Here is a 23,091-nt window from a genome sequence, read left to right as displayed (position 1 = left end):
TGTTTCGCTGTCAGCAAGCTGATCTCGATCAATAAAGTTGGCATAAATTTGAACAAGTTGAACCTTGCCCGGGAGAAAAGTCAGCGCTATCTGCGCTTTCGGAGCAGGCTTTTACCTTCAATATCCATCTCGAAAATGATAAATCACATCACTAAAATTATGATGTTTGGTTAGCTATAAGGGTAAAGAGTAAAATTTGTCCGCTTAACACTGTTCCCCTTTTAAAAGGCTTGCCATTATCATCTGCAAAGGTATAATCGCCGTCACTTACTGAGGTCTTAGCTTCAGTTAGTCTATTTGATTAAGCCGGTGTGGTGGAATTGGTAGACACGACGGATTCAAAATCCGTTGCTTTCGAGCGTGACGGTTCAAGTCCGTCCTCCGGTACCAAACTTTAAAACCTTGCTAACGCAGGGTTTTTTTGTATCTTGCATATAGTAAATCTTCAAATATCCCTTTCTATCTTCTCATTTTCAAGTACCAGAATAGCTACCTTTGCATAATTTTTATGAATTCAGGTAGAGATCCATTTTGGCATTGTTGTCGGTGCAATTTAGAAACTCGATGGTATCGGTCTAAAGGTTGCGCTGTGGCTTTCGGTCGAGTTACTCGTCAATACCGCGGTATGATGCAAGAGTGGCAAGATCTTGGTGTGCTTAACTATGAGATGGAGTCTTCGACGCTATTTACCATGTGTGCATCTCAAGGCTGGCGCGCGGCATGTGTTGCCGGTGTGATTGTAAACCGCACACAGCAAGAGATCCCTGATGAAGCTACGATGAAGAAAACTGAAGTGAGCGCCGTGTCTATCGTCGTCGCTGCAGCCAAGAAACTTCTGGCTTAAACCGACAGCTTCAATACCATTTGGTATAAGTTAATAAAAAGGCGCCTCAGGCGCCTTTTTTGATCGGACTTTTTAATCAAGACGTGGTTAAGAGTATTTAACCATAATCCCTTTTAGAAGTGATACTTAGCGATAACCGAATAGGTGTTTTGATCGACGCCTTTTACACCGTACTTGTTCTTCCAGTAATCGTACTCAACGCCAACAAGAAATTTGTTTTTCTTATGGCTACCGAAGATCACTGCACCCAGATCATATTTCAGCTGAGGGTTGAAATGAAAGTTCTCTTCATAGCCCTGGTTATCGGCAGAAAATACCCAGTCAAAGAAGCCATCGAATACGATGTTCGAATTGCCAACGGGAAAGTCCATTCTAAAGGCGGGAGTTAACTGCCAACCATCACTGATATTGCCGCTGCTGATGGCATCGCGGCGGTAGGTGTTGAGTTGAAAGTAGCTAAAATATGGGATGGTAATGTCCATGCCGAGGCCATACAGGAAGCTCTTAACCGGCCCTTCACCCTCTTCGAAGGTCATGGCCAGAGAGAGATCCGTTACGGGACCAAAGCCGATCTGCTTGCCGGAAATTTTACCGGCACTGAGTCGGGTCGAGATCTCGCCGTAGGTAGTGCTGTCGCTGCTGACGTTTGAACCGTTGAAATAGATCAGATCCTGAAACGCAAACCAGTCACCATATTGCCATGCGCCGGCTGTTTCGAAGGTGAAAGTAGTTTGTTTGTCGGACGGTGCCAGATCGTAATTGTCACCGTATAACGCGGTGACGCTGGCATCCCACCAGTGGATCATATTATCGGCCATCGCCTGTGGTGTGGTGAGTAGTGCCAGTAAAAGCCATTTTTTGTTCATCTCATTACCTTTTTATTAATGTAGCCAATAGGCTGTTATCTATTACACGCTTTGCAATCTGTGTTGCATATATAGTTCTTACTGACTCATGGTTTTTCACCGTTGACTCAAACCTACTCACTCAATGACTATCACTTAAGTATCACTCAAGTCGATGCCGCTTAGGTCTGTGGTCAGAGCCACTTAGTCTGCTGAGCCTGAGCGCTTGGCCTTTGCTTTTAGCATGAGTCGTTAAACGTTAGCCGTTATTGGTCAGTGCGCTCCCCTTGGATTGACCGATACGCGTTAATAGGAAGTAACCTATTGAAGCTATCATCAAAGAGTCAATCGATGGGATCCCCGATAGGGTAAACCAGCCATTTACCGTGCAAAAGCCCACCAATGAACCCACACACCAAGCCACAAAAGTCATTGGCTTAATGGCAGGATCTTGTTGTAAGCAGGCTTCATCATAGCCGTTACGACGATTGATAAAGAAGTCGGCAATGTAGATCCCTGCGATGGGAGGGGTCGCGATTCCCAAGAACAACAAGAATGGAATAAACCACGCCATAATATCCATGCTACCCACGATTGCCGCCAAGATACCGAGCACTACGGTTAGCTGCCATTTAGGGAACTTAGTAAACAGCGTTGATACCACTAAGGTGCCCTGGAACATGTTACCCGCGTTACCTGTGATACAAGCAAACACCAGCAAAATAGCTGCAGGTAGAGTGCTGCCAATAATCGCCATGGCAGATAATAGCGAGCCTTCAGAGGTCATAGACCCTGGTATAGCGCCGACAAGGAAGAGCACAGGATAGGCTAAGCCAAAGGTTAATATACCCGCTAATACCGCATGCTTACGATTGTGAACAAAGCTGCCAAAATCGGGTGAGGTGGCCACTAAGACGATAATGGTACCCACAACCGATGACACGGCTGCACCGAAACTTAGGTCACTGACTTTTTCGACCAATGGTACCGAGGCGGTTAATGCCATATAAAGGATCACAAACATCAACAGCACAATGATGGGCACGGCAAATTTTGATACCTTGCCTAACGCTTCAAAGCCAAAGGCGGTAGAAGCAACAAAAATAACACAACCAAGGGCCACAATAAGCGCCACGGGTAGCTCAAGCCCAAATTGTGTTGCCAGCAGATCATGCACGCTGTGGCCAAACATGTTCGCTGTCACCGCTATCCAGCCAAACAAGCTGATGGCCATGATGACATTGATGGCGATAGCGCCTTTGCTGCCAAAGGAGTATTTCACAATGCCGTATGTGGGCAGGCGAGCCTGCTCACCAATGGCAATGTTGATCACCGCAAGCACGGTTAAGATTAAGCTGCCCACAGCAATCACCGCTGCTGCAGAGCCTAATGTTAACTGGCTACCGAGACTCGATGAGGCTAATAGCACTGGGGTAACAAGGATCCCTAGCAGGATCATTGCGATTTGAGCACCGGAGGCGGTGTTGGATTGTTCAGTATTATTTCTGCTACTCATAATTAGTACGCCTTAAATTCACAACTGAATGTGATTGAAGAGATTCCAAAGACAATCGGTGGTGACTTGTCGATGTTATTGTTATTTGTGTATCTCGATTTATGCGTTAATGGTTTATGCCTTGGTTGTCTTGATATAATTGCGCCATCCACCGGTCTCGGTGATTTCACTCTGTCCTTCGACCAGCCATGGCTCACCTAACACCCCAAGTACTTCGCTACCATCGGCAAGCTTTACTTTACCGATAGCAAGGCCTGCAGGCTCATTGCTCAATACCGCTGCGAAGGCTTCCATAGGCAGTTCCCACACTTCAAGGTCGACACTGTTGCTTGGGGCTGTGGTGCGGATCATCGCTGGGTGAACATCATTGATTGACCATAGGCGGTAATGCTGGTCGGTTTTATCTTCACGAATGAATTTACCGCCCACATTGATTAAGTTTGGGTTGAGTTCAAGGTCACGCATTAGGGTGCCGTTTACTGCTAAAAGAGTTGTTTTAGACATAAGATTTACTCCGTAAAAAAGGGCCCGGCCATGCCGGACCTAAATAATTATTAGTGATTGCGGATCCAGGTGCCCGTTGCACCATCAATGGCTTCGATAACTGCGCTGGCTTTAGTGATAAGCCCTGCGCCATTTGGGTTACCTGCTAAGAATTGCAATAAGGCGTCGACTTTAGGCTTCATTGACCCTTCGCCAAATTGGCCTTCCTCACCCAGTTTTTGCGCTTGTGCAGGATCCAATTGACTTAGCCACTCTTGCTCTGGGGTGCCAAAATTGATGGCAACCTTTTCAACGCCAGTTGGAATAATCAGCATGTCGGCGTGTAACTCTTTGGCGAGCATGGCTGAAGCCACATCTTTATCGATGACCGCCTCAACGCCCACCAAATCTCCTTGCGCATTGCGTTCAACCGGAATGCCACCACCGCCAGCGGCGATGATGAGCGCGCCACTGCCGAGCAGGGTTTTAATACTGTCGATCTCGATGATCTCTCGTGGGCTAGGGCTCGCCACGCAGCGGCGCCACCCGCGTCCTGAGTCTTCCATAATGTGCCAACCTAATTCGGTGGCATATTGCTCGGCTGTGGCTTTATCCATAAATGAACCAATGGGCTTATTCGGCGCTTGGAACGCAGGATCATTGGTATCCACGCGGGTTTGGGTTACGAGTGTGACCACTGGGCGAGCAATGCCGCGTCGGCTTAACTCATTGCTTAATGCCTTTTGGAACATATAGCCAATGGCACCTTGGGTATCGCCAACCGCGTAATCAACCGGAACGGGGTCGACTTCATGGGCGGCCAGCTCAGAGCGGCGCAGAATAAAGCCGACTTGAGGGCCATTGCCGTGGGTTAATACCAAATCCCAACCGCGTTCAATTAAATCCACCAAGTAACCTACGTTATTCACTACCGTTTGGTACTGCTCATTGATGGAGCAGTGGTCATCATTGTCTATCAACGCATTGCCGCCAAAGGCGACGACTGCTAAAGGTTTTTTAGTCATAGGTATTCCTAGTGTTCACGTTGAGCGGCAAAGGTTTGTAAAGCATCAACAAAGCACTGCATTGGTGCTGTGGTGATCCCCGCGCCAATTTGGCCTACACCCGCTTGTTTATGGGCGATACCTGTGTTGATGATGGGTAACACAGAGTGATCGGCAACCTTGCGCGCATCGATACCCGCCGCTGTTGGGGCAAAGTTAAGTGCTGGCAAGGTAAAGGCTGGGTTACCGCCTAAGGTGATTGCCTGCATTGCGCGGCTATTATTGGTCGCATCAATCGGCGTGCCGCCGACAAACTTAACAATCGCTGGCGATGAGGCCATGGCAAAACCACCGACACCAGCGGTTTCAGTAATGGCGCTATCGCCTAAATCTGCCGCTGCATCTTCGACGCCATAACCTGGGAAAAACAGCCCATCAACAGGGTTTGCTGGTGCTTGGAACCAAGTGTTACCAGTGCCAGAAAGGCGGATACCAAAGTTAACCCCGTTACGCGCCATTACTGTTACCATGGTGCTGTTAGGGATATTCTCGGCCGCTTTAAGCATGCACTTACACGCTGCCATCGACAGGTTTAAGAAGAAATGATCGTTGGCGGTGATAAAACTAATCACTCGCTGGATCTGCTCTTTGGGCTCAGCAGTATTAAGCAGTGCTGGTACCAGCTGTTTTAACAGTAAGCCGGTTGCTGCCGCATTACGGTTATGTACTTCATCACCCATGTGCAGGGCTTGGGCCATAATGGGCTTTAGCTCGATAGGGCCAGATTGAACCAACATGGCTTTCATCGCTTGTGCCAGCTCAGTTCCCATCCACTCTAGGCGTTCAATCACGGCTGGGCTATTGGCACCAAAACGCAGTACTTTTCCTAAGCCTTCATTAAAGTTGCTGTAGACGCGCTCATTACCATTGTTTGGGTTTTCGACCACCCACAACGGCATTGAACGGCTAATGATCCCAGCCATTGGGCCAACGGCATCAAAGTGATGACAAGGCTCGAAGGTCACTTCACCTGCGTGGATCAGTGCCTCTGCTTGCTCTAGGTCGTCGGCCCATTTTTCAAATAAGATGGCACCTAAAATCGCCCCTTGTACTGGGCCACACATCTCCTGCCACGGAATTGGTGGGCCTGCATGTAGAATCAGTTTTTTCTCTGCCAGCGTGGGTATCGCCTCGCCAGCTAGCATCACATCAACCAACATAGGTTGGGCGGCTAAGTAGCGCTCCATGGCCGTTTGGTTGGCAAGTTCAATCTCTGGTTGGTTGAGTAATTCTGCTAGGGCTAAGCCGCCTTGACGATCGCCACCTGCTGGAGGTTGCCAGTTCATGGCTATCGCTTCACCGCCGGCACGTTCAATGTTAGAGGCGAAACTTGCTAGGCCTGCATTGAGGACTGTCAGTTTCTGAGTGAAAAGTGCTTTCATTTGAATTACCTATTTAGCAAAGTTGAGAAGTGAATTTCGCAGCAAGGTGCGCAGCATCGGCATTGCTATCTGCAATTAATACCCCGGCCTCGCTCAAGGCATCACGGGTTAAATCACGAGACTGGGGATCTAACTCTGTGCCGCACACATGGGCAATAAACAGTGGCGCAGTGGCTGTTTTGCTGCGAACTGTGTCAATCACATCAAGTAGCTCAGTCAGTGGGGCTTCTGAAGCGCCATAACCTAACACCACATCAAACAGGATCACGGCGGTGCCTGGGTCTTGAGCATCTTGTAAAATGCGCTGGTTACGCAATGTGGGGTCGATCATCGGGTGCGGACGACCTTGGGTGAAGGCGTCATCACCGAGATCCACTATGGTGTGTTGCTGGCTTGTCCATACGTCATCAAGCTGGCTGTTACCTTGGGTCGGCGTGTTTGAATAACCATTTATGCCATATTGGCTGGCAATAATTTGCGCTTCGAAGCAGAAGGTACCGCCGGCAAAGACACCTCTAATATAACGCTGGCTAGGCAGTAACTTGGTGCTTAGCTTGGTTAACACTGAGTCATCTTTTGGCTGAGTTTGTACTGCAGGAATCGCTTGCTGGTTTAACACTGCCACTGCAACTTCGGCAGAATGGGCCAATGAGTGAGCAGCATAAACACCATCGAGTGCCATTGAGGAATCTGCCGCGCCAAGAAAATGCACAACAACCGGTTTGTTCACCTGGGCTGCGGTGGCTAAGATCTGTTCTGCAATCGCCTTTGCTGGTGGCTTAGAGATCAGTACTATCACCTTAGTGGCCTCATCATCGGCAAGTGCCTGCAGTCCATGCAGCATAGAGATACCGCCCACATCTTGGTGTAGATCATGACCGCCCGTGCCTAACGCTTGCGATACGCCTTCACCCCGTTGATGAATGCGGCAGGTTGCTTCTTGTAGCCCGGTACCGGATGCTGCGACAACGCCAATCGCGCCGCGGCGCACGACGTTTGCAAAGCCAAGGGGGATGCCGTTGATAATGGCGGTGCCGCAATCGGGTCCCATCACCATCAGTTCTTTTTGCTGGGCCAGTTGTTTGATGGTGCGCTCATCGACTACCGATACATTGTCGCTAAACATCATCACGTTCAGCCCAAGATTTAAGGCTTTTATCGCCTCTGCGGCGGCATATTCACCTGGGACAGAGATCATCGCCAGATTAGCATCAGGATGCTGGGTTAACCCAAGCGCAAAGCTGGTCAGTGGCTGAGAGAACTGCTGGCTGTCATTGACCGCATCGGGTTTTGCCGTGAGCGCCTCAAATGCGATTTCAATCGCTTCTTGGCATGCCGCCTGGTCGCCTTTTACCGCGACAACAAGATCATTGGGCTTAGCAATAATATAGCTGCCAAAACCGGCGTCTGTCATGCGCGCTAAGTTTGCTTCTGTGCCCATAGCAACAGAGGCTTCATCTATGCCACTCATTTTATTGAGGCGGGCTGAAATCTGCATCAAGGAAACGGAATCCTGATAGAGATTTTCAAATTTTTTATATTTAATGGTCATATAAGCACCTGTTAAAATTAGTTTTAATTCAGTAATACGTTATTGAGGCAATACAAGATTCCAGCAAGGGTATCGGCACCGGAGCTGGCTCCAATATTGAGGTTAGCCATCACTCTGTGGTTAAGTGTCGAGGCATCCGTTGCCGTAAATAAATCATGTATTAGCCATTGCACTGGGTGCGAAAAATGGTGAAAAAGAGCCAATGTTAAATAATGTGCGCTAATCTCATTGGTCTTATTAATATCTAACTGTATTGCTGTCTTTATATGATTAAAAAGAGTTTCGGCTTGCGGATGCACTGTTTTTAAACTGGACAGTACCGCTAATACGCCTATTAAAAAGTCATCACCTGATGGTGTGAGTCCCTTACCATGGCCTATATTTTTAGCTAATTTATCTGAATGAATATAAATACAGTTTGGGAGTGTTAATCCTAAGTGTTGAATATATTCAGCTGCAGAGTTAATCGTTAACTGTTTCTTACTGGAAATATATTTTCCAAGTAAGGCTTCCGTCATACCGACATTATTTTTAATGCGGTAATGATTAATCGTTAATAACGCTGGAGCTTGTTGCCACTGGATGGCAGTAAGGGTATTAATTTCTAAGTTTAAAGTGGACTTTAGCCGTATCATGCCACCTCGCATAAATAGCGTGTCGCCCACGTTTATCTTGTTGGTTAATGCCCCTATTGACTCGAAATCACACTGATATGCAGTGGGAGTGGCTGATAAACGTGTATCAAGAAGGGATACCCAAGGCGTGTCAACCAGATCGGTTTTGATATTCATCGACCGCCGAAAAACGCTGTGCACCTTGCCATTAAATGATGTTGTTGGGCAAAGGTATCCCTTAGTGAGCGAGAGCATCATCTCTTCGACTTACTTAAGTCCTTCGATAATATTTTCGCTATTTGATACCCAACCGAATATCGCGCCCTGCGCCTTGAGCATATCAAGGGTCGATTGATGGAATTCGGGAAAGTAAGACCCAACACAATCTTCAGGCACAATGCACTCATAGCCGCGGTCATTGGCTTCTCGCACTGTAGTACCAACGCACACTTCGGTGGTGACGCCACATACAATCAAAGTTTTGATATTGTTGTTTTGGAGGATTAGGTGCAGATCGGTTTGGTAAAATGCCCCTTTACCTGGTTTGTCGATAATCGGCTCGCCAGCGATAGGGTAAAGCTCAGGAATGATATCGTGACCAGCTTCGCCGCGGATAAGAATACGGCCTTTTGGCCCTTTCTCGCCGATAAAGGTTTTGCCGCCACGGGTTAGTTTTGCTGGTGGGCAGTCGGTTAAATCGGCGCGGTGACCCTCGCGGGTATGGATAACCATGATCCCAGCTTCACGGGCGGTGTCTAGTAATTTTCCACAAGGTTCAATCGCGCTGCGCACTAAAGAGACATCGTTACCTAGCGCTTCGCCAAACCCACCAGGCTCAACAAAGTCTCGCTGCATATCAATGACGACTAATGCAGTCGTAGCAGGATCGAAATTCAATGCAAATGGTTCGGCTTGAAATAATCTAGTCATAATTTAATAACCTTTTATAATAATTGGGCCGGGTTAACTCAAAGTGGTTAACACGGTTTGATAGTATCGGGCTAATATTGATTAAAAAAGTGATAAAATCAGGCTTGTGAAATCAAATAATTTGATTGTTTAACGTGTTAAAGCGACCGCTCTCTCAATACGATGATGCGTATAGGGCGCAGGTCTCGTATTAACTCGTATTGGGTTAATATGCGTCAAAATTTTTGACGCATCGCTTCGTTTTAATTGTTTAATGAGGCAGGGGAAGTGTGAGCTAGCTCACATGCTGGTTACCCAGGAGGTGATGCAGGCACTATTGGGTGCGTTATCGCGGTATTAGTCGCACCACTGATTGGCGTTTTGGGGTTGCATTAAGTACTCAATACACCAATTTAATACCGGACTTTCACGATTTGCGTGCCAGGCATAAAACAGCTGGGTGGGTTGCTTGTGCTCGACAATGGCCTTTTTAATCACCTGACCTAAATCGAGCGAGGTTTTAATACGGTGATGCGGGATATAGCCTATCCCTACGCCACGCTCAATTAAGGCTATTGCCGTTGATAACTCTGGTGCATAAATGATTTTTTGTCCGGTGAGGGACCAGGCATCTTGTGGCAGGATATGTTTGGCGGTGTCTTTAACCACAATAACGGGATATTGTCGTAGCTGCTCGGCCGTTAATACATTGATTTGACTGGCTAACGGCGAAGATTGTGCCACGATAAAATCCCACTCAATTTTACCAATTGATTGAGAAACCACCCCTTCCATTTTAGGAGTTGAGTGCGGCGCGCCAATCACCAGATCAGCTCGTCTATCATAAAGTGCATCCCAGCAGCCGTTGTACACCTCAGTGGTGACTGAAATTTTAGTGGATGGGAACTGCTGATTAAGTTGCGCGATTAAATCGATTAACCCATCACGATTTATAATGTTGTTAATCGCAATATTAAAGGTGGCATCAACACCTGTGTAGATCATGGCGCTGTTACGTACCAGCTCGTCGTAGGTATCGAGCATCCACTGACTATGATCAATAAAATATTGCCCTGCTGGGGTGAGTTTAATCTGTCGTCCCTTGCGGTCAAATAGATTAAAGCCAAGCTCTTCTTCCATCTTTTTTACGGTATAACTGACGGCAGAAGGTACGCGATTGAGTCGTTCAGCTGCAACGGCAAAACTCCCTGATTTAGCGATCAGATGAATGGTTTTAAAGGCTTCCTTAGACAAAGGCATGTAGAGATTCGCTTTTGGTAAATGTTTGGCAGTATATGCTTTTGGACGTACTAAGCAAATCCCTTCAGTTGACTCTATGCTGGGGGACTATGAAATCGAGTGGTTAAGTTTGAGCATTGCATCGTGATTGGCATTAAGCTGCGTCATGTTGTTCCAAAAATTGAGCCTATCTGCGACAGTATCCCCAATAAAAAGGTTAAAGGTGTTCGCCCACTCATTCTGATTGGGGTGAGTAATACTGGAAGCGTGAATACTAGACAGTTTTACGAACGTTTTAACCTGTTTATTCGCTAACTTTTCTAATAACTCGTGAGCTTACGAGAGCATAGTGCAACTTCTTAAATTTAATCTGATTTAATAAATAACAGATTAAATTTGAGGTTAACTTAATGGATATTCCTGAGTCACTGTCCACGCTCGCTGCTGATTTCAACACCTGGCGTAAACAAAAAGCAAAAATCAGCACCCCGGTGCCTGATAGCTTACGTCAGCGGGCAATTTCGTTACTCGACTACCATCAAACTGGTCAAGTCACTGCAGCGCTGCGTATTACCACGCTTCAGCTTACTCAGTGGCGGCTGGCACTCCAGCTCGATGCCCCCACCTCTTTTGTTGAAATAACGTCTCAGGCCTTTCCCCTGAGTTTGGATTGTGGACTTAGCAGGTATACGTTGGAACTCTTCAATCCGCCACTTATCAAACTCACGGATCATCTCTTGATCAATGGAAGTAATGAACATGCGATCGAAGTAGGGGATATGGTATTTACGTAGGGCACCTATGTAATCTTTGTAGATTACCTTGCCACCGCCATGCAGCAATTCACTCTGCATCTGGTCAATGGCTTTCTCTGCCACATCTTTAAAGCGTTTACTGTCGAATAAGGTATTGGTCTCGGCTCGTATTTCATAATCCATGAAGATACGGTGTGCCATAGCAATAGCCTCATTCAGGTCTGTTTTCTTGGTAGCCTTGGCGTACCATTTACCGTACAGCACGAAGCGGCAGTACCAGTACTTACTGTTACTCTGAAGGTCGACGTAGAGTTTGTCTGAGATGTTGTGACGCTCGATTTGTTTGCTGTTATTCCATCACAATGAAAAATGCAAATTCTTGCAAAGAATTTGCAAAGGTGTTTTTTGTGATTTTTATCTATTGATATTATTGAGTATTTTTAGAGGTGTTCTTTTCAAAATCCGTTGCTTTCGAGCGTGACGGTTCAAGTCCGTCCTCCGGTACCAAACTTTAAAACCTTGCTAACGCAGGGTTTTTTTGTATCTGGCGTATAGTAAATCCCTTAACCTGCCTTTCTTCGTTTCAACTTCTAATTATTTAGAATGCTACCTTTGCATGGTTTGCCAAAGCACTGTAAGGCTTGTTTAGTGTAGTTACTGGCTAACTTCTTTAACTCATTTCTGCACCTATGCGTGTTAGAGCGACTGTTCTGGTCAAGCTCTATGTTTGGTATCAAATTTGATCTACCACTACACCTACTTTTATTTTGCTAGTTTTCCCCTAGCGTTTTTCACTTAAGTGTTTGCCTTATATTTTACGAAGAGTATATTCTGGCTGTGTGGCTGCTAGTTGAAAATGTATAACTAATTAAAATAATGAGGAATTCATCTTGATGGCTTTCCCTTTTACGCATAAGGAAAGAAAATGGAATATTTTATAGGAGCTATTGTTCTCTATATTTTGTATCGATGGATATCAGGGGGGGAGAGCTCAAGTACGACTAAAAAAGCCAAAGATAGAAATGTATCGCCGCAAACATCAGCGAATAGAACTAGTTCCTCTGCTTCACCCAGCATTAATACATCATCAATTTCTTCATACGACAGAAGTGATGATGACGAATTTGCAACGTTCACGATCGAGACAAACTTTGGTTATGAACCAGAAAAATCATCTAATAAACAAAAGGGTAGATGGATTGGAGAAAGTGAACAGCTAACTATTAATGGTCGAAAACTCAAAAAGGGTCTTTTCTACTTTGGTGGAGTAATGGATTCTCTGGATGGATATGGAATAGAGCCATCGTTAGTTGATGAAAAGAGGCCTGTATCTAAACCTCCTCTAAATGAAAATGCAGAAACACATTCTGATGACTCCTTGGGTTACTGGCCAAGCTACGCATCACTATCGCAAGGCTGTAGAGGAGCATATCTCGATTGGTTAGCTTCAGAGCGTTCAAATCCCAATACACCAATTGGGTATATTTTCATTTATTTCTACGGTTTTGAACGAAGAATCATAGCAAACAAAGCTACCTCTGATGTCTCTGACTCTGAGTTCATAGCTGTCTTCGACGAAGTTCTACGCTTAAATAAAGTATTTAGTGCCAATCGTTCATTTAATCGATATTCATCTGACTTCCTAGAATTGATGACTCTACTCAGGCCTTCTTTACTTGAATATAAGATGGACGAAATTCCTGATACGAATAATGCTTTATCATTCAAAATCAAACTAGCTAATACAGTTATTAATGAACAGCCAGTGGGAGTTAAGTTAGCTCTAGCTTGGTTGAAAAATACTTTTGAGTATTCTCTCAAAATGCCCGCCAGAAGATGCGAAGAAGAATTTAAAACACTTTTTGAAATCCGTTTTGCGCAAAAGTTTGGTGAAGGTATATCTGTTAAGCCTAATAAAACCAAGCTGTGTCTTTCGTATAATGCGGCAAGTAATGGCATTCACGGGGTCGATTTAGCTGTTGAAGAATTACCAGATCCGAGCATTCTAAAAGGGCCTATTAAGAAACTAATTCCCATTGCAGAAAGCTGTACCGAGGAGCTGGCAAGTTACAGCCGATATTTGGGTAAGGCTGAGACTTCTAAAAATGATATTGCAGCGTTAATGCTATTGCCTAAAGAGTTGGTAAATGAGTCAAACTCCCCTGTTATTGGAGAATTTAAAAAGTGGGCTGAACAAGTCATAGAAAACCAAGATGGGCTTACTACTGTTAAAGAGTTTTGGTCCCACACTGGGATGCCATTTCCGAAGGCCATAAATAAAAAAGAACACGAGCTACTAAGCAATCTAGCGACCAAAGCTAATATAGGAATTGCCCCAGATCAACGCTTTCATCAAGCAAAGGTTAAAGTTGATGGCAATATTGTACTGTTCACACCTGCTCATGGTGAGTTCTTTGAACCAAGCCTAGCATTCAATCAAGTTAGCTTAGCTATGAGGCTTGGCGCAATGGTAGCAACAATCGATGGCTACGTTGATCAAGAGGAGAAGCTTGTACTGCAAAGGCTGGTTGATCAAGATGAAAATATCAGTCCATCAGAAAAAAACTCACTCAAAGCCTATTTGATCTGGAGATTAAATAGCCCTGCAAATACAGCTGGATTGAAAGCAAGAATTGAAAAGCTTAAAACTAATGAAATCGAGTTTCTAAAGAAGTTCATGATTTCCATAGCATTAGCTGATGGGAAAGTAGATTCATCAGAAATAAAACAAATCGAAAAACTCTACACCTCACTTGGGTTGGATAGGTCTCTTGTTACTAGTGATATCCATAACTTAACTTCCTCGAATAGCCGTACTTTCACTCGTTCGGAAAGTACCAATACTAGCGCCAATACATTTAAATTGGATGAAGGCATTTTGGCTATGCACGAGAGTGAAACAAGTGACGCCAAGACCATGTTGGAAAATATTTTTGCGGTTGATGGTGAGCCTGAAATGGAGGTTATTAGCGAGCAAGCAGAGCCAGATGGATTGGACCATGCTCATAAAGAGTTATTCGATACATTGCTCATTAAAGAAACATGGTCGCGTAATGAAGTTAATGAGTTTTGTGGCAAGCTTAGCCTCATGGTCGATGGTGCGATAGAAACGATCAATGACTGGGCTTATGAAAAAGTAGATGCTCCTGTTTTGGATGATGATGGTGACATCTATGTCGATCTTGAAATTGTTGAAGAGTTAAAAGGATAAATGATGATTGCGAAAAAAATACGGTCTAAAGAAAGAGATGCAATTATCCAGTCTTTAAAGTCAGGAGTGACGCCAAAAGTAGGAATCCAACACATTCAAGTGGGTCGAGTAAAAGAGCTAAAAGCGCTTATTCAAGATATTGAACGCGTCTCAGATGGTGGCTCTGCTTTTAGGCTCATTATTGGAGAGTATGGTTCAGGGAAAACATTCTTTTTGAGTGTTGTAAGATCAATCGCTCTTGAAAGAAAATTGGTTGCCGTTAATGCTGATCTATCACCGGATCGCCGTATTCATGCTTCATCAGGTCAAGCTCGTAATCTTTACTCTGAGTTAATGCGTAACATGTCGACACGGAATAAGTCTGATGGTAACGCTCTAACAAGTGTCGTTGAAAAATTTATTACTGAAGCGAGAAAAGAAGCTGATGCATCAAACAAAGAAATAACCGTTGTTATTCATGAGCGCCTTTCGTCTTTATCAGAGTTAGTCGGAGGATACGACTTTGCCAAAGTTATCGAAGCATACTGGCTAGGGCATGAGCAAGATAATGATGACTTGAAAAGTCATGCTATCAAGTGGCTTAGAGCGGAGTATTCAACGAAGACGGATGCTCGTAAAGACTTAGGTGTCAGAAGCATAATCACGGATGCATCCTTTTACGACTCTCTAAAACTTTTAAGTCTATTTGTTAGGCAAGCAGGGTACCAAGGCTTGATTGTTAACCTCGATGAATTGGTTAATTTGTACAAGCTACATAGCACTCAAGCAAGAACATCAAATTATGAGCAAATTCTAAGAATGCTTAATGATTGTTTACAAGGGTCAGCGGAGCACCTTGGTTTTCTACTAGGTGGTACGCCGGAGTTCTTATTAGATCCGCGAAAGGGGCTATACAGTTATGACGCTCTTCAGTCTCGTCTAGCAGGAAATACATTTGCTAAGCAAGCAGGTGTAATCGACTACTCCTCACCAGCACTGCATCTGGCTAGCCTTACACCAGAAGAGCTGTATATTCTTTTGAAAAATTTACGACACGTTTATGCTTCTGGTGACCAATCACAGTACCTTGTGCCCGATGAAGCGCTTAAATCATTTCTTCACCACTGTAGTCAAACAGTTGGGGATGCTTATTTCAGGACACCTCGTAATACGATAAAAGCCTTCTTAGACATGCTTGCGGTAGTTGATCAGAATCCATCTATTGTATGGGACAGTTTAATTTCATCGGTCTCTATTGAAGAAGAAAAACCCTCAGATGTCGAACTTGAGGTCGAAGAGAGTGAAGATGGACTTGCTGACTTTAAACTATGATCGACGAATATAAAAAGCTAGACATCAGAGTTCAGCAATGGATCTTTAAGCAAGGCTGGGCAAACTTAAGAGAAATACAATGCTTGTCTATAGAGCCGATACTATCTGCCGAAACTGATGTTCTGATCAGTGCTTCAACAGCAGCTGGTAAGACGGAAGCTTTTTTCTTACCAGCAATAAGTGCCATTGCAGATCAAAAAGAAGGGGTCGGTATTCTATATATCAGTCCATTAAAAGCCTTAATAAATGATCAAGATAGACGTTTAGAGAGCCTTTCGGATTCACTGGATATACCTGTTACCCCATGGCACGGTGATAGCCTACAAAGTAGGAAGAATAAATTAAGGCGTTCACCAGCTGGCATTGTACTGATTACCCCTGAATCACTTGAGTCGCTGCTAGTTCGTGATGCCGGATGGGTAAAGTCTGCATTTTCTAATTTAAAATATATCGTGATTGATGAATTTCATGCCTTTCTAGGCACCGAGCGTGGACATCACTTACTTTCCCTGCTTCATCGTTTGGAGCATCTTCTGGGGAGACTGAAGTCACCAATTCCCAGAACTGCATTGAGTGCAACCCTCGGTGAATTGGAAAAGGTGCCATTGTCACTTAGACCAACCCAATCCTTACCGTGCAAAATAATTAAAGATTCGCACTCTACATCAACATTTAAGATTCAAGTTAAAGGTTATGTAAATTCGGCTGGTGTAGATGATAAGGCTCCTGTCGATGCGGAATACCAAATATGCCAAGATTTGTTTAAATTTTGCCGTGGAGGTAATCATTTAGTCTTTGCAAACAGTCGAAAGCGGACTGAAAGTATTGCTGCAACATTAAGTGATTTTTGTGACCAAAAAATCGTACCTAATGAGTTTTTCCCTCATCATGGTTCACTCTCGAAAGAACTTAGGGAAAGCTTGGAAAAGCGACTTCAAAAAGAGCAATTACCTACGACAGCAGTTTGTACAATGACACTAGAATTGGGTATTGATATTGGAAAAGTAAATTCGGTTGTTCAGGTAACCGCTCCTCATTCCATTTCTAGTTTAAGGCAACGAATGGGGCGTTCAGGGCGGCGTGGAGGTCCATCGATACTTCGAATGTTGATCGCTGAAGATGAGCTAACGAAAGATTCCAGTGTTATCGATAAACTCCGATTGGAGTTAGTGCAATCCCTCGCAATGATCAGGCTACTAATTGGCAATAAATGGTATGAGCCTGCAGATACATCCCTTTACCATTTTTCAGCGCTTCTACATCAGACACTTGCAGTCATTGCGCAATGGGGTGGGATTAGAGCGGAGCAGTTGTTTAAATTGCTTTGTAAGGAAGGTCCTTTTCAGAATGTCGGAGTTGAGAACTATAAAGCTCTTCTGATTCATATGGGACAAACTGAACTGATAACGCAGTTAGGTAACGGTGAGATTGTTTTAGGGCTATTAGGTGAGCGAATTACAAATCACTATTCATTTTATGCTGTATTCAAAACTCCAGAAGAATTCAGGGTTATTAGTGGCGTAAATACAATTGGAACACTGCCTGTTGATTCACTTGTGTTAGTTGGCCAGCACATTATTTTTGCTGGAAAGCGCTGGAGAGTCAAAGATGTCGATACCGACAAAAAAGTAATCTACGTAGAGTTCGCCAAAGGGGGGAAGCCGCCAAAGTTCGGTGGTGGCGGGATGTCAATTCATGACGTCGTGCGCCAAGAAATGTATCGCATGCTTAAAGAAGGCGATTACAGGATATCAGTCGGCGACCAAAAAGTAGATTTTGCAGATACTTCTGCTAAAGAGCTATTCCATGAAAGTATAGGTTTTTTTAATACAGCTGGGCTAACGAACAGGTCATTGCTACAGGCTGGTAATACAACCTACATATTCACATGGTTGGGAGACAAAATAGTAAATACGATCGTAGCTCTTCTTATTAGTGAAGGCTATGAAGCCGGCGCCTATGCAGGCGTTATAGAGGTTGAAAAAACATCGCTTGAAGATGTTAAAACGTCATTGCAAACTCTAGCCCAAGCCCAATTGCCTAACGAAACAATGCTAGCCGAATCTGTATTAGAAAAACAGATTGAAAAGTTTGATGAGTTCTTGCCTGAGGATGTCTTATGTATTGGATATGGAACCAAAACATTTGATACAAATGGCGCCCAAAAATGGCTAGAGAGGTTCTCATTGGAAGCTGGGTAGTTTAATGTTTGTGGTGAAGTGGCCTGGTAAAAACTGGAGGGATATGTACTAGGGCGATAACAACATTGCTACCGCCCTCGGCTTTACTATTTCCTAGCAGTTGTTTCCGCGTGGTGGTGCAGTGAAGTCCCACTTAAATTCAGCATTAGGATCCCGTAATGAATTGGCATGACGGTTAAATGTATCCTGGGCTTCTTTGAGTGTGTGGAAGCCTTCACAGCGACCATAGGGATAGCCTTCGGTTCTTTGCTTAGCCTCGCGGTAGCTTTTGACAATACCGACTATTGCACCAACAAAAACGACATAGAACGGATAATGGCTCTTGAGTGTTTGTTTAACTTTCTTCATAAAATCTTCTCCAATGAGGTAGAGTCAAATTGCCCTACAACTTGGATTTACAGTTTTAGAAAAAGCAGAGTTATTCGGTGGTAACAACTACGTCATAGGCTTTTATTCCCAGGCTATAAGCGAGGAAGTTTTGCTCCCATATTGGGTGAATTTCGCTTGCTTGCTCTAGTGTTGTCACCCCCATCAGGTGTTGAAATATTCCGTTATCAAAGTCGAAGTCCAGCTCCTTGGTTAGCTCGGCTATGTATCCAACACCCACAAAGCTAAAGTCGGTGATGTAGCAGATTCGCCATTGGTCGCCATGATCTGCATTAGCCTCTTTCTCTAGCCTGACCTCTACTGGATGAAACCCACCACTTTCAGCTGAGTAGTTAGGGTCTCTGAAGTTGATGGTAACGGCTGAGGCCGCCTCATGCTCGCTGATAAGATCTGCTAAATGCAGGGCAAACATGGGTGATATGGGCAAGCAGAGGTCTTGGTGTTTTATCTTGATGGTCATAGTGACGTCCTGTTGGCGGCGTGAAAGAAAGCATGGCCCGACTTAGATCAGGCACCTGCTTTGTGTATTGGTGGTTAAGGTCATTGCGTGTCTATTACTTCTTACCGTTAGTCTTATCTTTCTTTGTGCCCGGCTTATCTCCCTTGGTGAGCAAGTGGTCGAGCTCGCCAGCCACCACCGCCTCGATAATGGTGTCGATGGTGCTAACTAAGTCCTCCTCTTCGCCAACTTCAATGGCGTGCATCCCTTTTTGCAGCTCCAGTGGTTTGTTACCGCTACGTACCTCGAAGTAATAACGGTTGTTGCGCTTGTAGAACCAAGGGCTGACCTTCTTCGGTACCTGTACCTTTTCCTTCTCGCCAGTCTCTTCATCTTTGACCCACTTTTCACGGTAGAAGGTATGCACTTCGTTTTCGATAAGGGCTGTGGCCAATATCTTTTGCTGGCCGAGTTTGGTGAGTAGTTTCTCCCTTCGTTGAATGAGTGGGTTGCTACTGCCGTCGGCTGGGCGAACGGTGACCTTGAGTGAACTCAATAATGCTGTTGTCATGGTGATTACCTTTTGTGGTTGGTGGGTGTACTCATGAATGGCCTAGCCCTGTGTAGGGTTAGACGTCATGGTGTTTAACGGGTATGACTTACGGTTGGTGTTACTACTTGAAGCCGATGGTTCTGTTGCCGGGCTTACTGTTGTTTTCGGTGGTGAGAATGGCTAGGCAGTCATCGGTGGTTAGCTTGAAATGATTCAGTTTTTGACGCCGCTTTAAGATAGAAAAGTCGCCTGGGGTCAGCAGTTTAAGCAAACTTAGAGAGTCTATTGTCTGAGTCGACAGCGTATCTGTGCTTGTGACGCTCCTAAAGAGATTCTGAGCTTGTTTCTCTGTCAGATAATCAAACGATAGCTTGAAATCAAATCGGCGCATCACAGCTCTATCTAGACGCTCTGAGAAATTAGTTGCAGCGAAGAATGGCTGATTGAAACACTCCATCTGTGTCAGCAATTCGTTGACTTGTTGTATCTCCCAGCTGGCGTTTAAGCCACCTCTGTCTAGCAGCAGGCTATCCACCTCATCGAAGAACAAGATGCTGTTGTTATTGTCGGCCTGTTGAAAGATACGGGCGATATTCTTCTCGCTTTCCCCCACGTACTTACCGAGTACATCGGAGCACCTAATGGTCACCAGCTCGCGGTTGCAGCTATTGGCCAAGTGCTCAACCACCGCCGTTTTGCCTGTGCCAGGTGGACCTACTAACAAGGTGCGGATATCGCATTGTTGGTTCATGGTCTTCTCTAACTGGCCAATGGCTTGGTTACCGCCCTTGATATTGAGGTACTCGGTAGAGAAGGGAAGTTGTGGCTTATAGCTATTGGTATGGATGTTGTAGCCACAGGCTTCTAAGTTGCTTTTAACCATGGTATCGATATTGTGCTCGGCAGCCTTACCCGTGAGCCCTACAGCATGGCTGACAAATGCGGCATTAGTGACGTTGGCGGGGGCGACATTAGGGCGTGACGCCAATTGTTTCTTAAATACTTTGGATACCCTTAGCCCTTTGAAGCTGTTGTCCATCAGGCTCTCCATCACTCGGTTATCAGGAATGCTGACATTGAGGATATAGGAGAAGCGGCGAATGCAGCTGTTGGGGATGGCATCAATATGATTGGTTATCCAAACCGTGGGTATGGTGTTTTGCTCCATCAGCTCATGCAAAATGTCTTTGCCGCAGCCTTGGTGGGAAATACTTTGTTCAAAGACATCTTCGCACTCGTCAATCAACAGCAGTGTCTTCTCATCGGGAGATACCAGCCTTTGCACTAGGGTGAGGTATTGCAACCTGAGGTTGGCACTAGAGACCTCCTTCTGGTATTTGGGTTTGATATCCTTCAGCTCACTCCCTATGGGCTTAATGGCTAAAAGGTGCGAGTGGGTCTTATCGGCCAGTACCTTGGCGAGTTCAGACTTACCCGTACCGGGCAACCCATAGAGCAGAACATTGATACCCGGCGTGGAGTGATTAATCGTGATATCAAGGAACTGGAGCAAGGTGTCACACTCAAGGTGGCTGAAGTGGCGTAACTTCAGCTCTGATTTGGGCTTAGATTGTATGAAGGGTTCAATCAGATTGACGTAATATTTCACCCTAGGACCGAGCAGCAAGTTAACGATGGGCTGCGGTATATTCATAAAATCAATCAATTCATTATCGAAGAATTGGTCAAACAGGCCCGTGGTGGCTAACGCCTTCAGAATTTGAATTAACAGGCCTTCCTCAAGGTCAAGCATTGATGAAAACATGGCGTTGGCATAGTTATCCTCTGGCAATATTTTGTTGATGAAGTCGAATAGACCGCGATTAGCATTCATCACCACGATAAATTTAACCACCTTCCAGCTATCATTTGGTAGTCCGAGTCCTTTAGCTAGCAGTTGGCAGTTGTGATCTAAGTCGGGTGTCTTGGTCGGGGTTAACCTAGCCTTTAAATGGCGTCGGATAGCCTTGAGCTTGTTGGTTGAATTCTTATCAAAGCCTTTGCCGCACAGCACTTTAATCATGCGGCTTGTGACGTATTCAAGGTCTGAGTTGCCGATAAACCCAGAGGCTAGGGCGTTATAGGCATAGGTGGTCGCACAGCCTTGGTGTCCCCGTATGGGGGATGCTTCCACTATTAAGTTATCAAAAGGATGAGGGGGTTCGAGATGGACTCTAGTCATGTTGACCTCCATCTAGCTGGCCATTAAGTTGGTCATTAAGTTGATAGTTCAGTTGGTCAATAGCCTCTCTCATAACCGATTCATCACGCTTGTCATAGATTTGCGTGGTGGTGACGTTGGCATGGCCTGCCAGTTTGCTGGCGGTACTTAAATCGACCTTCTGGTTAAGTAGTTCGGTAATGAAGGTGCGGCGTAAATCGTGTGGTGAAATGGTGATGCCTGTGGCGGCTAAGGTACGTGCTTTGACAATCTGATAGAGGGCGGCACTACTGAGTCCACGATCATGCTTAATGACATTATTCCAGATGGGATTAAACAAGTCCCCAGGTCGATGAGTTCTTACCCTGAGCCAGTTGTCGATATAGGTTAATGCCCATATGGGTATCGGCTGCTTACGTGGTTTCTTACCCTTGCCGGATTTGACCGTCAAGGTGTGTTTATCAAGGTGGATATCACTGACTGTCAGGTTGGCTAACTCAAAGCGTCTTAGGCCAGTACTCAGGAACAAGGCCAATATGCAGCAGTCCCGTTTGCCGATGTACCGCTTGTCTAGATAGCAGGTGTTAATCAACTCGCCCACGCTACCGGATGATAACGCCTTACCTCGGCTACTCGGGTTGATGGCTAGCCGCTTAACCGCTTGCACCTGCCGCCATTGAATATCGTCCACCACGCCCATCAGGAAGCCAGTCTTAACAATGGCCTTGAGTGCGAACACCACTAGATTGACGGTTCGGGGAGACTTCCCCTCATCCAATCTGTGGCGTTTAACGTATTCGATTTGAGCGTAGTTCAGAGTGTGAAATGGCTGTGCTTCCACTTCACCTTTCCATTTGAACAACTTGAGTACAGTGTTTAGCTGACTGCGCAGCGGTCTACGCCCACTGGGCGCAAGGCGTGACAAAAACAACGCCGTCGGAGTTTGATTGTTCATAAGGGGAGCCTAGATAGAGCGCGAAGAACTTCGCGCTGATATCGCTATTATATCAGGCTGCTGAGAACGGTTTTAGTGGGCATTTCAGACGGTTGGTTTTCATTGAGGGTTAACGAGGTACCAATCTTTCATGAGCTTTATCATGTTGTCTATCTACAGCGTTAGAATTAGCTCATAGTGTAGAGGCGCTGACACCCGACTACTACTCCCCGGGTTTGATACGGTAGTACTTTTGATTTTAGATATTTTCTTGACCGGATTATGAATATGTCCAGACAATATCCAAGTAGGACTAAGTAAGCCTGAATCAATAGCTGCTCTAATTGACTCACAGCCATAATCACCACTGTTATCATTAGATACATCTAATCCATAGGGAGGTTGATGGTAAAGAATAACTTCACAAGAGCGGTAGTCTTCAAGCCTGCTATCACCATAGGGAATACAGCCAAAAGTTATACCATTGATGGTGGTTATCTTTCTATCGGTGAAAACATTTTTAGAACCTAGCTCGTTGATCCATTCAGATGAACTGATCATCACGAGCCTGTAAATAATTTTGTGTAACTACCTTTCAATCAGTACCCTACATGGGTCAATGGAAGGTAGAACATGAACAAAAAAGAACTAGAAGCATTCGCTAAGGAAGCTGCAAAAGGCATTAAAACTG

At 45.1% G+C, this 23,091-nt stretch carries 19 protein-coding genes, 1 tRNA gene and 1 pseudogene; 5 read left to right on the top strand and 16 right to left on the bottom strand.

The genetic code is table 11. The features are described from left to right. Positions 1-305 precede the first annotated feature (305 nt). Positions 306-390, top strand: a tRNA-Leu gene (locus EKG38_RS16840). A 208-nt stretch (positions 391-598) separates the two neighbouring features. Then, positions 599-844: pseudogene (locus EKG38_RS16835) on the top strand (phosphorylase family protein); the annotation flags it as partial. 113 nt (positions 845-957) lie between these two features. Here the strand turns inward: EKG38_RS16835 and EKG38_RS16830 are convergent. From EKG38_RS16830 to EKG38_RS16785, 10 genes are all read right to left on the bottom strand, one after another. Further along, positions 958-1,710: an outer membrane protein OmpK gene (locus EKG38_RS16830; protein ID WP_126521385.1), complete on the bottom strand. Its 753-nt coding sequence runs from the start codon at positions 1,708-1,710 to the stop codon at positions 958-960. 238 nt (positions 1,711-1,948) lie between these two features. Then, positions 1,949-3,205, bottom strand: coding sequence for a cytosine permease (locus tag EKG38_RS16825; protein ID WP_126521384.1), 1,257 nt, complete (start codon positions 3,203-3,205; stop codon positions 1,949-1,951). A gap of 114 nt (positions 3,206-3,319) precedes the next feature. Then, positions 3,320-3,709 (bottom strand): allophanate hydrolase-related protein, encoded by a 390-nt coding sequence (locus tag EKG38_RS16820; RefSeq protein WP_126521383.1) that lies wholly within the window; start codon positions 3,707-3,709, stop codon positions 3,320-3,322. A 50-nt stretch (positions 3,710-3,759) separates the two neighbouring features. Further along, entirely contained in the window at positions 3,760-4,713 is a 954-nt protein-coding gene (locus tag EKG38_RS16815; RefSeq protein ID WP_126521382.1) for a carbamate kinase, read from the bottom strand. 8 nt (positions 4,714-4,721) lie between these two features. Then, a complete protein-coding gene (locus tag EKG38_RS16810; RefSeq protein ID WP_126521381.1) occupies positions 4,722-6,134 on the bottom strand; it encodes a YlbE family protein in 1,413 nt (470 codons plus the stop codon). A gap of 13 nt (positions 6,135-6,147) precedes the next feature. Beyond that, positions 6,148-7,686 (bottom strand): acyl-CoA synthetase FdrA, encoded by a 1,539-nt coding sequence (gene fdrA, locus EKG38_RS16805; protein ID WP_126521380.1) that lies wholly within the window; start codon positions 7,684-7,686, stop codon positions 6,148-6,150. A gap of 23 nt (positions 7,687-7,709) precedes the next feature. Then, complete coding sequence (locus EKG38_RS16800) at positions 7,710-8,555, bottom strand: oxamate carbamoyltransferase subunit AllH family protein (protein ID WP_500691053.1); 846 nt, start codon at positions 8,553-8,555, stop codon at positions 7,710-7,712. A gap of 12 nt (positions 8,556-8,567) precedes the next feature. Next, complete coding sequence (locus tag EKG38_RS16795) at positions 8,568-9,230, bottom strand: cysteine hydrolase family protein (protein ID WP_126521378.1); 663 nt, start codon at positions 9,228-9,230, stop codon at positions 8,568-8,570. Positions 9,231-9,566: 336 nt separating this feature from the next. Then, complete coding sequence (locus EKG38_RS16790) at positions 9,567-10,469, bottom strand: LysR substrate-binding domain-containing protein (protein WP_126521377.1); 903 nt, start codon at positions 10,467-10,469, stop codon at positions 9,567-9,569. A 503-nt stretch (positions 10,470-10,972) separates the two neighbouring features. Next, entirely contained in the window at positions 10,973-11,467 is a 495-nt protein-coding gene (locus tag EKG38_RS16785; RefSeq protein ID WP_126521376.1) for a hypothetical protein, read from the bottom strand. Between the two features lie 661 nt (positions 11,468-12,128). Here EKG38_RS16785 and EKG38_RS16780 point away from each other — a divergent pair. Genes EKG38_RS16780 through EKG38_RS16770 form a run of 3 tightly spaced genes read left to right on the top strand, consistent with a single transcriptional unit; the run spans position 12,129 to position 17,926 of the window. Continuing rightward, entirely contained in the window at positions 12,129-14,414 is a 2,286-nt protein-coding gene (locus tag EKG38_RS16780) for a tellurite resistance TerB family protein (protein WP_126521375.1), read from the top strand. Beyond that, positions 14,415-15,725, top strand: coding sequence for an ATP-binding protein (locus EKG38_RS16775; protein WP_246033201.1), 1,311 nt, complete (start codon positions 14,415-14,417; stop codon positions 15,723-15,725). Further along, complete coding sequence (locus EKG38_RS16770) at positions 15,722-17,926, top strand: DEAD/DEAH box helicase (protein ID WP_126521374.1); 2,205 nt, start codon at positions 15,722-15,724, stop codon at positions 17,924-17,926. The genes EKG38_RS16775 and EKG38_RS16770 overlap by 4 nt, the downstream gene beginning before the upstream one ends. A gap of 93 nt (positions 17,927-18,019) precedes the next feature. Here EKG38_RS16770 and EKG38_RS16765 read toward each other — a convergent pair whose 3' ends face one another. From EKG38_RS16765 to EKG38_RS16740, 6 genes are all read right to left on the bottom strand, one after another. Beyond that, entirely contained in the window at positions 18,020-18,274 is a 255-nt protein-coding gene (locus EKG38_RS16765; RefSeq protein ID WP_126521373.1) for an RNase H1/viroplasmin domain-containing protein, read from the bottom strand. A gap of 70 nt (positions 18,275-18,344) precedes the next feature. Next, the gene (locus tag EKG38_RS16760) at positions 18,345-18,773 is read right to left on the bottom strand and encodes a DUF2787 family protein (RefSeq protein WP_126521372.1); all 429 of its coding nucleotides are present in this window, start codon (positions 18,771-18,773) and stop codon (positions 18,345-18,347) included. 94 nt (positions 18,774-18,867) lie between these two features. After that, a complete protein-coding gene (locus EKG38_RS16755; protein ID WP_126521371.1) occupies positions 18,868-19,323 on the bottom strand; it encodes a DUF6641 family protein in 456 nt (151 codons plus the stop codon). A 103-nt stretch (positions 19,324-19,426) separates the two neighbouring features. Next, positions 19,427-21,487 (bottom strand): AAA family ATPase, encoded by a 2,061-nt coding sequence (locus tag EKG38_RS16750; protein ID WP_126521370.1) that lies wholly within the window; start codon positions 21,485-21,487, stop codon positions 19,427-19,429. Beyond that, positions 21,480-22,421, bottom strand: coding sequence for a tyrosine-type recombinase/integrase (locus EKG38_RS16745; protein WP_126521369.1), 942 nt, complete (start codon positions 22,419-22,421; stop codon positions 21,480-21,482). Before EKG38_RS16745 ends, EKG38_RS16750 begins: the two co-directional genes overlap by 8 nt. 153 nt (positions 22,422-22,574) lie before the next feature. Continuing rightward, on the bottom strand, positions 22,575-22,961 hold the full coding sequence (locus tag EKG38_RS16740; protein ID WP_126521368.1) for a metallophosphoesterase family protein: 387 nt from the start codon (positions 22,959-22,961) through the stop codon (positions 22,575-22,577). Between the last annotated feature and the right edge of the window lie 130 nt (positions 22,962-23,091).

Origin of the sequence: Shewanella canadensis, assembly GCF_003966225.1 — a bacterium.
Taxonomy (GTDB): Bacteria; Pseudomonadota; Gammaproteobacteria; order Enterobacterales; family Shewanellaceae; genus Shewanella; species Shewanella canadensis.
The sequence above is the reverse complement of the archived record's forward strand: the minus strand, read 5'-3'. Positions and strand labels throughout refer to the sequence as shown.

Coding starts and splice junctions, on each gene's coding strand:
- EKG38_RS16830 (WP_126521385.1), bottom strand. CDS start 1,710: ATGAACAAAAAATGGCTTTTACTGGCACTACTCACCACACCACAGGCG.
- EKG38_RS16825 (WP_126521384.1), bottom strand. CDS start 3,205: ATGAGTAGCAGAAATAATACTGAACAATCCAACACCGCCTCCGGTGCT.
- EKG38_RS16820 (WP_126521383.1), bottom strand. CDS start 3,709: ATGTCTAAAACAACTCTTTTAGCAGTAAACGGCACCCTAATGCGTGAC.
- EKG38_RS16815 (WP_126521382.1), bottom strand. CDS start 4,713: ATGACTAAAAAACCTTTAGCAGTCGTCGCCTTTGGCGGCAATGCGTTG.
- EKG38_RS16810 (WP_126521381.1), bottom strand. CDS start 6,134: ATGAAAGCACTTTTCACTCAGAAACTGACAGTCCTCAATGCAGGCCTA.
- fdrA (WP_126521380.1), bottom strand. CDS start 7,686: ATGACCATTAAATATAAAAAATTTGAAAATCTCTATCAGGATTCCGTT.
- EKG38_RS16800 (WP_500691053.1), bottom strand. CDS start 8,555: ATGCTCTCGCTCACTAAGGGATACCTTTGCCCAACAACATCATTTAAT.
- EKG38_RS16795 (WP_126521378.1), bottom strand. CDS start 9,230: ATGACTAGATTATTTCAAGCCGAACCATTTGCATTGAATTTCGATCCT.
- EKG38_RS16790 (WP_126521377.1), bottom strand. CDS start 10,469: ATGCCTTTGTCTAAGGAAGCCTTTAAAACCATTCATCTGATCGCTAAA.
- EKG38_RS16780 (WP_126521375.1), top strand. CDS start 12,129: ATGGAATATTTTATAGGAGCTATTGTTCTCTATATTTTGTATCGATGG.
- EKG38_RS16775 (WP_246033201.1), top strand. CDS start 14,415: ATGATGATTGCGAAAAAAATACGGTCTAAAGAAAGAGATGCAATTATC.
- EKG38_RS16770 (WP_126521374.1), top strand. CDS start 15,722: ATGATCGACGAATATAAAAAGCTAGACATCAGAGTTCAGCAATGGATC.
- EKG38_RS16765 (WP_126521373.1), bottom strand. CDS start 18,274: ATGAAGAAAGTTAAACAAACACTCAAGAGCCATTATCCGTTCTATGTC.
- EKG38_RS16760 (WP_126521372.1), bottom strand. CDS start 18,773: ATGACCATCAAGATAAAACACCAAGACCTCTGCTTGCCCATATCACCC.
- EKG38_RS16755 (WP_126521371.1), bottom strand. CDS start 19,323: ATGACAACAGCATTATTGAGTTCACTCAAGGTCACCGTTCGCCCAGCC.
- EKG38_RS16750 (WP_126521370.1), bottom strand. CDS start 21,487: ATGACTAGAGTCCATCTCGAACCCCCTCATCCTTTTGATAACTTAATA.
- EKG38_RS16745 (WP_126521369.1), bottom strand. CDS start 22,421: ATGAACAATCAAACTCCGACGGCGTTGTTTTTGTCACGCCTTGCGCCC.
- EKG38_RS16740 (WP_126521368.1), bottom strand. CDS start 22,961: ATGATCAGTTCATCTGAATGGATCAACGAGCTAGGTTCTAAAAATGTT.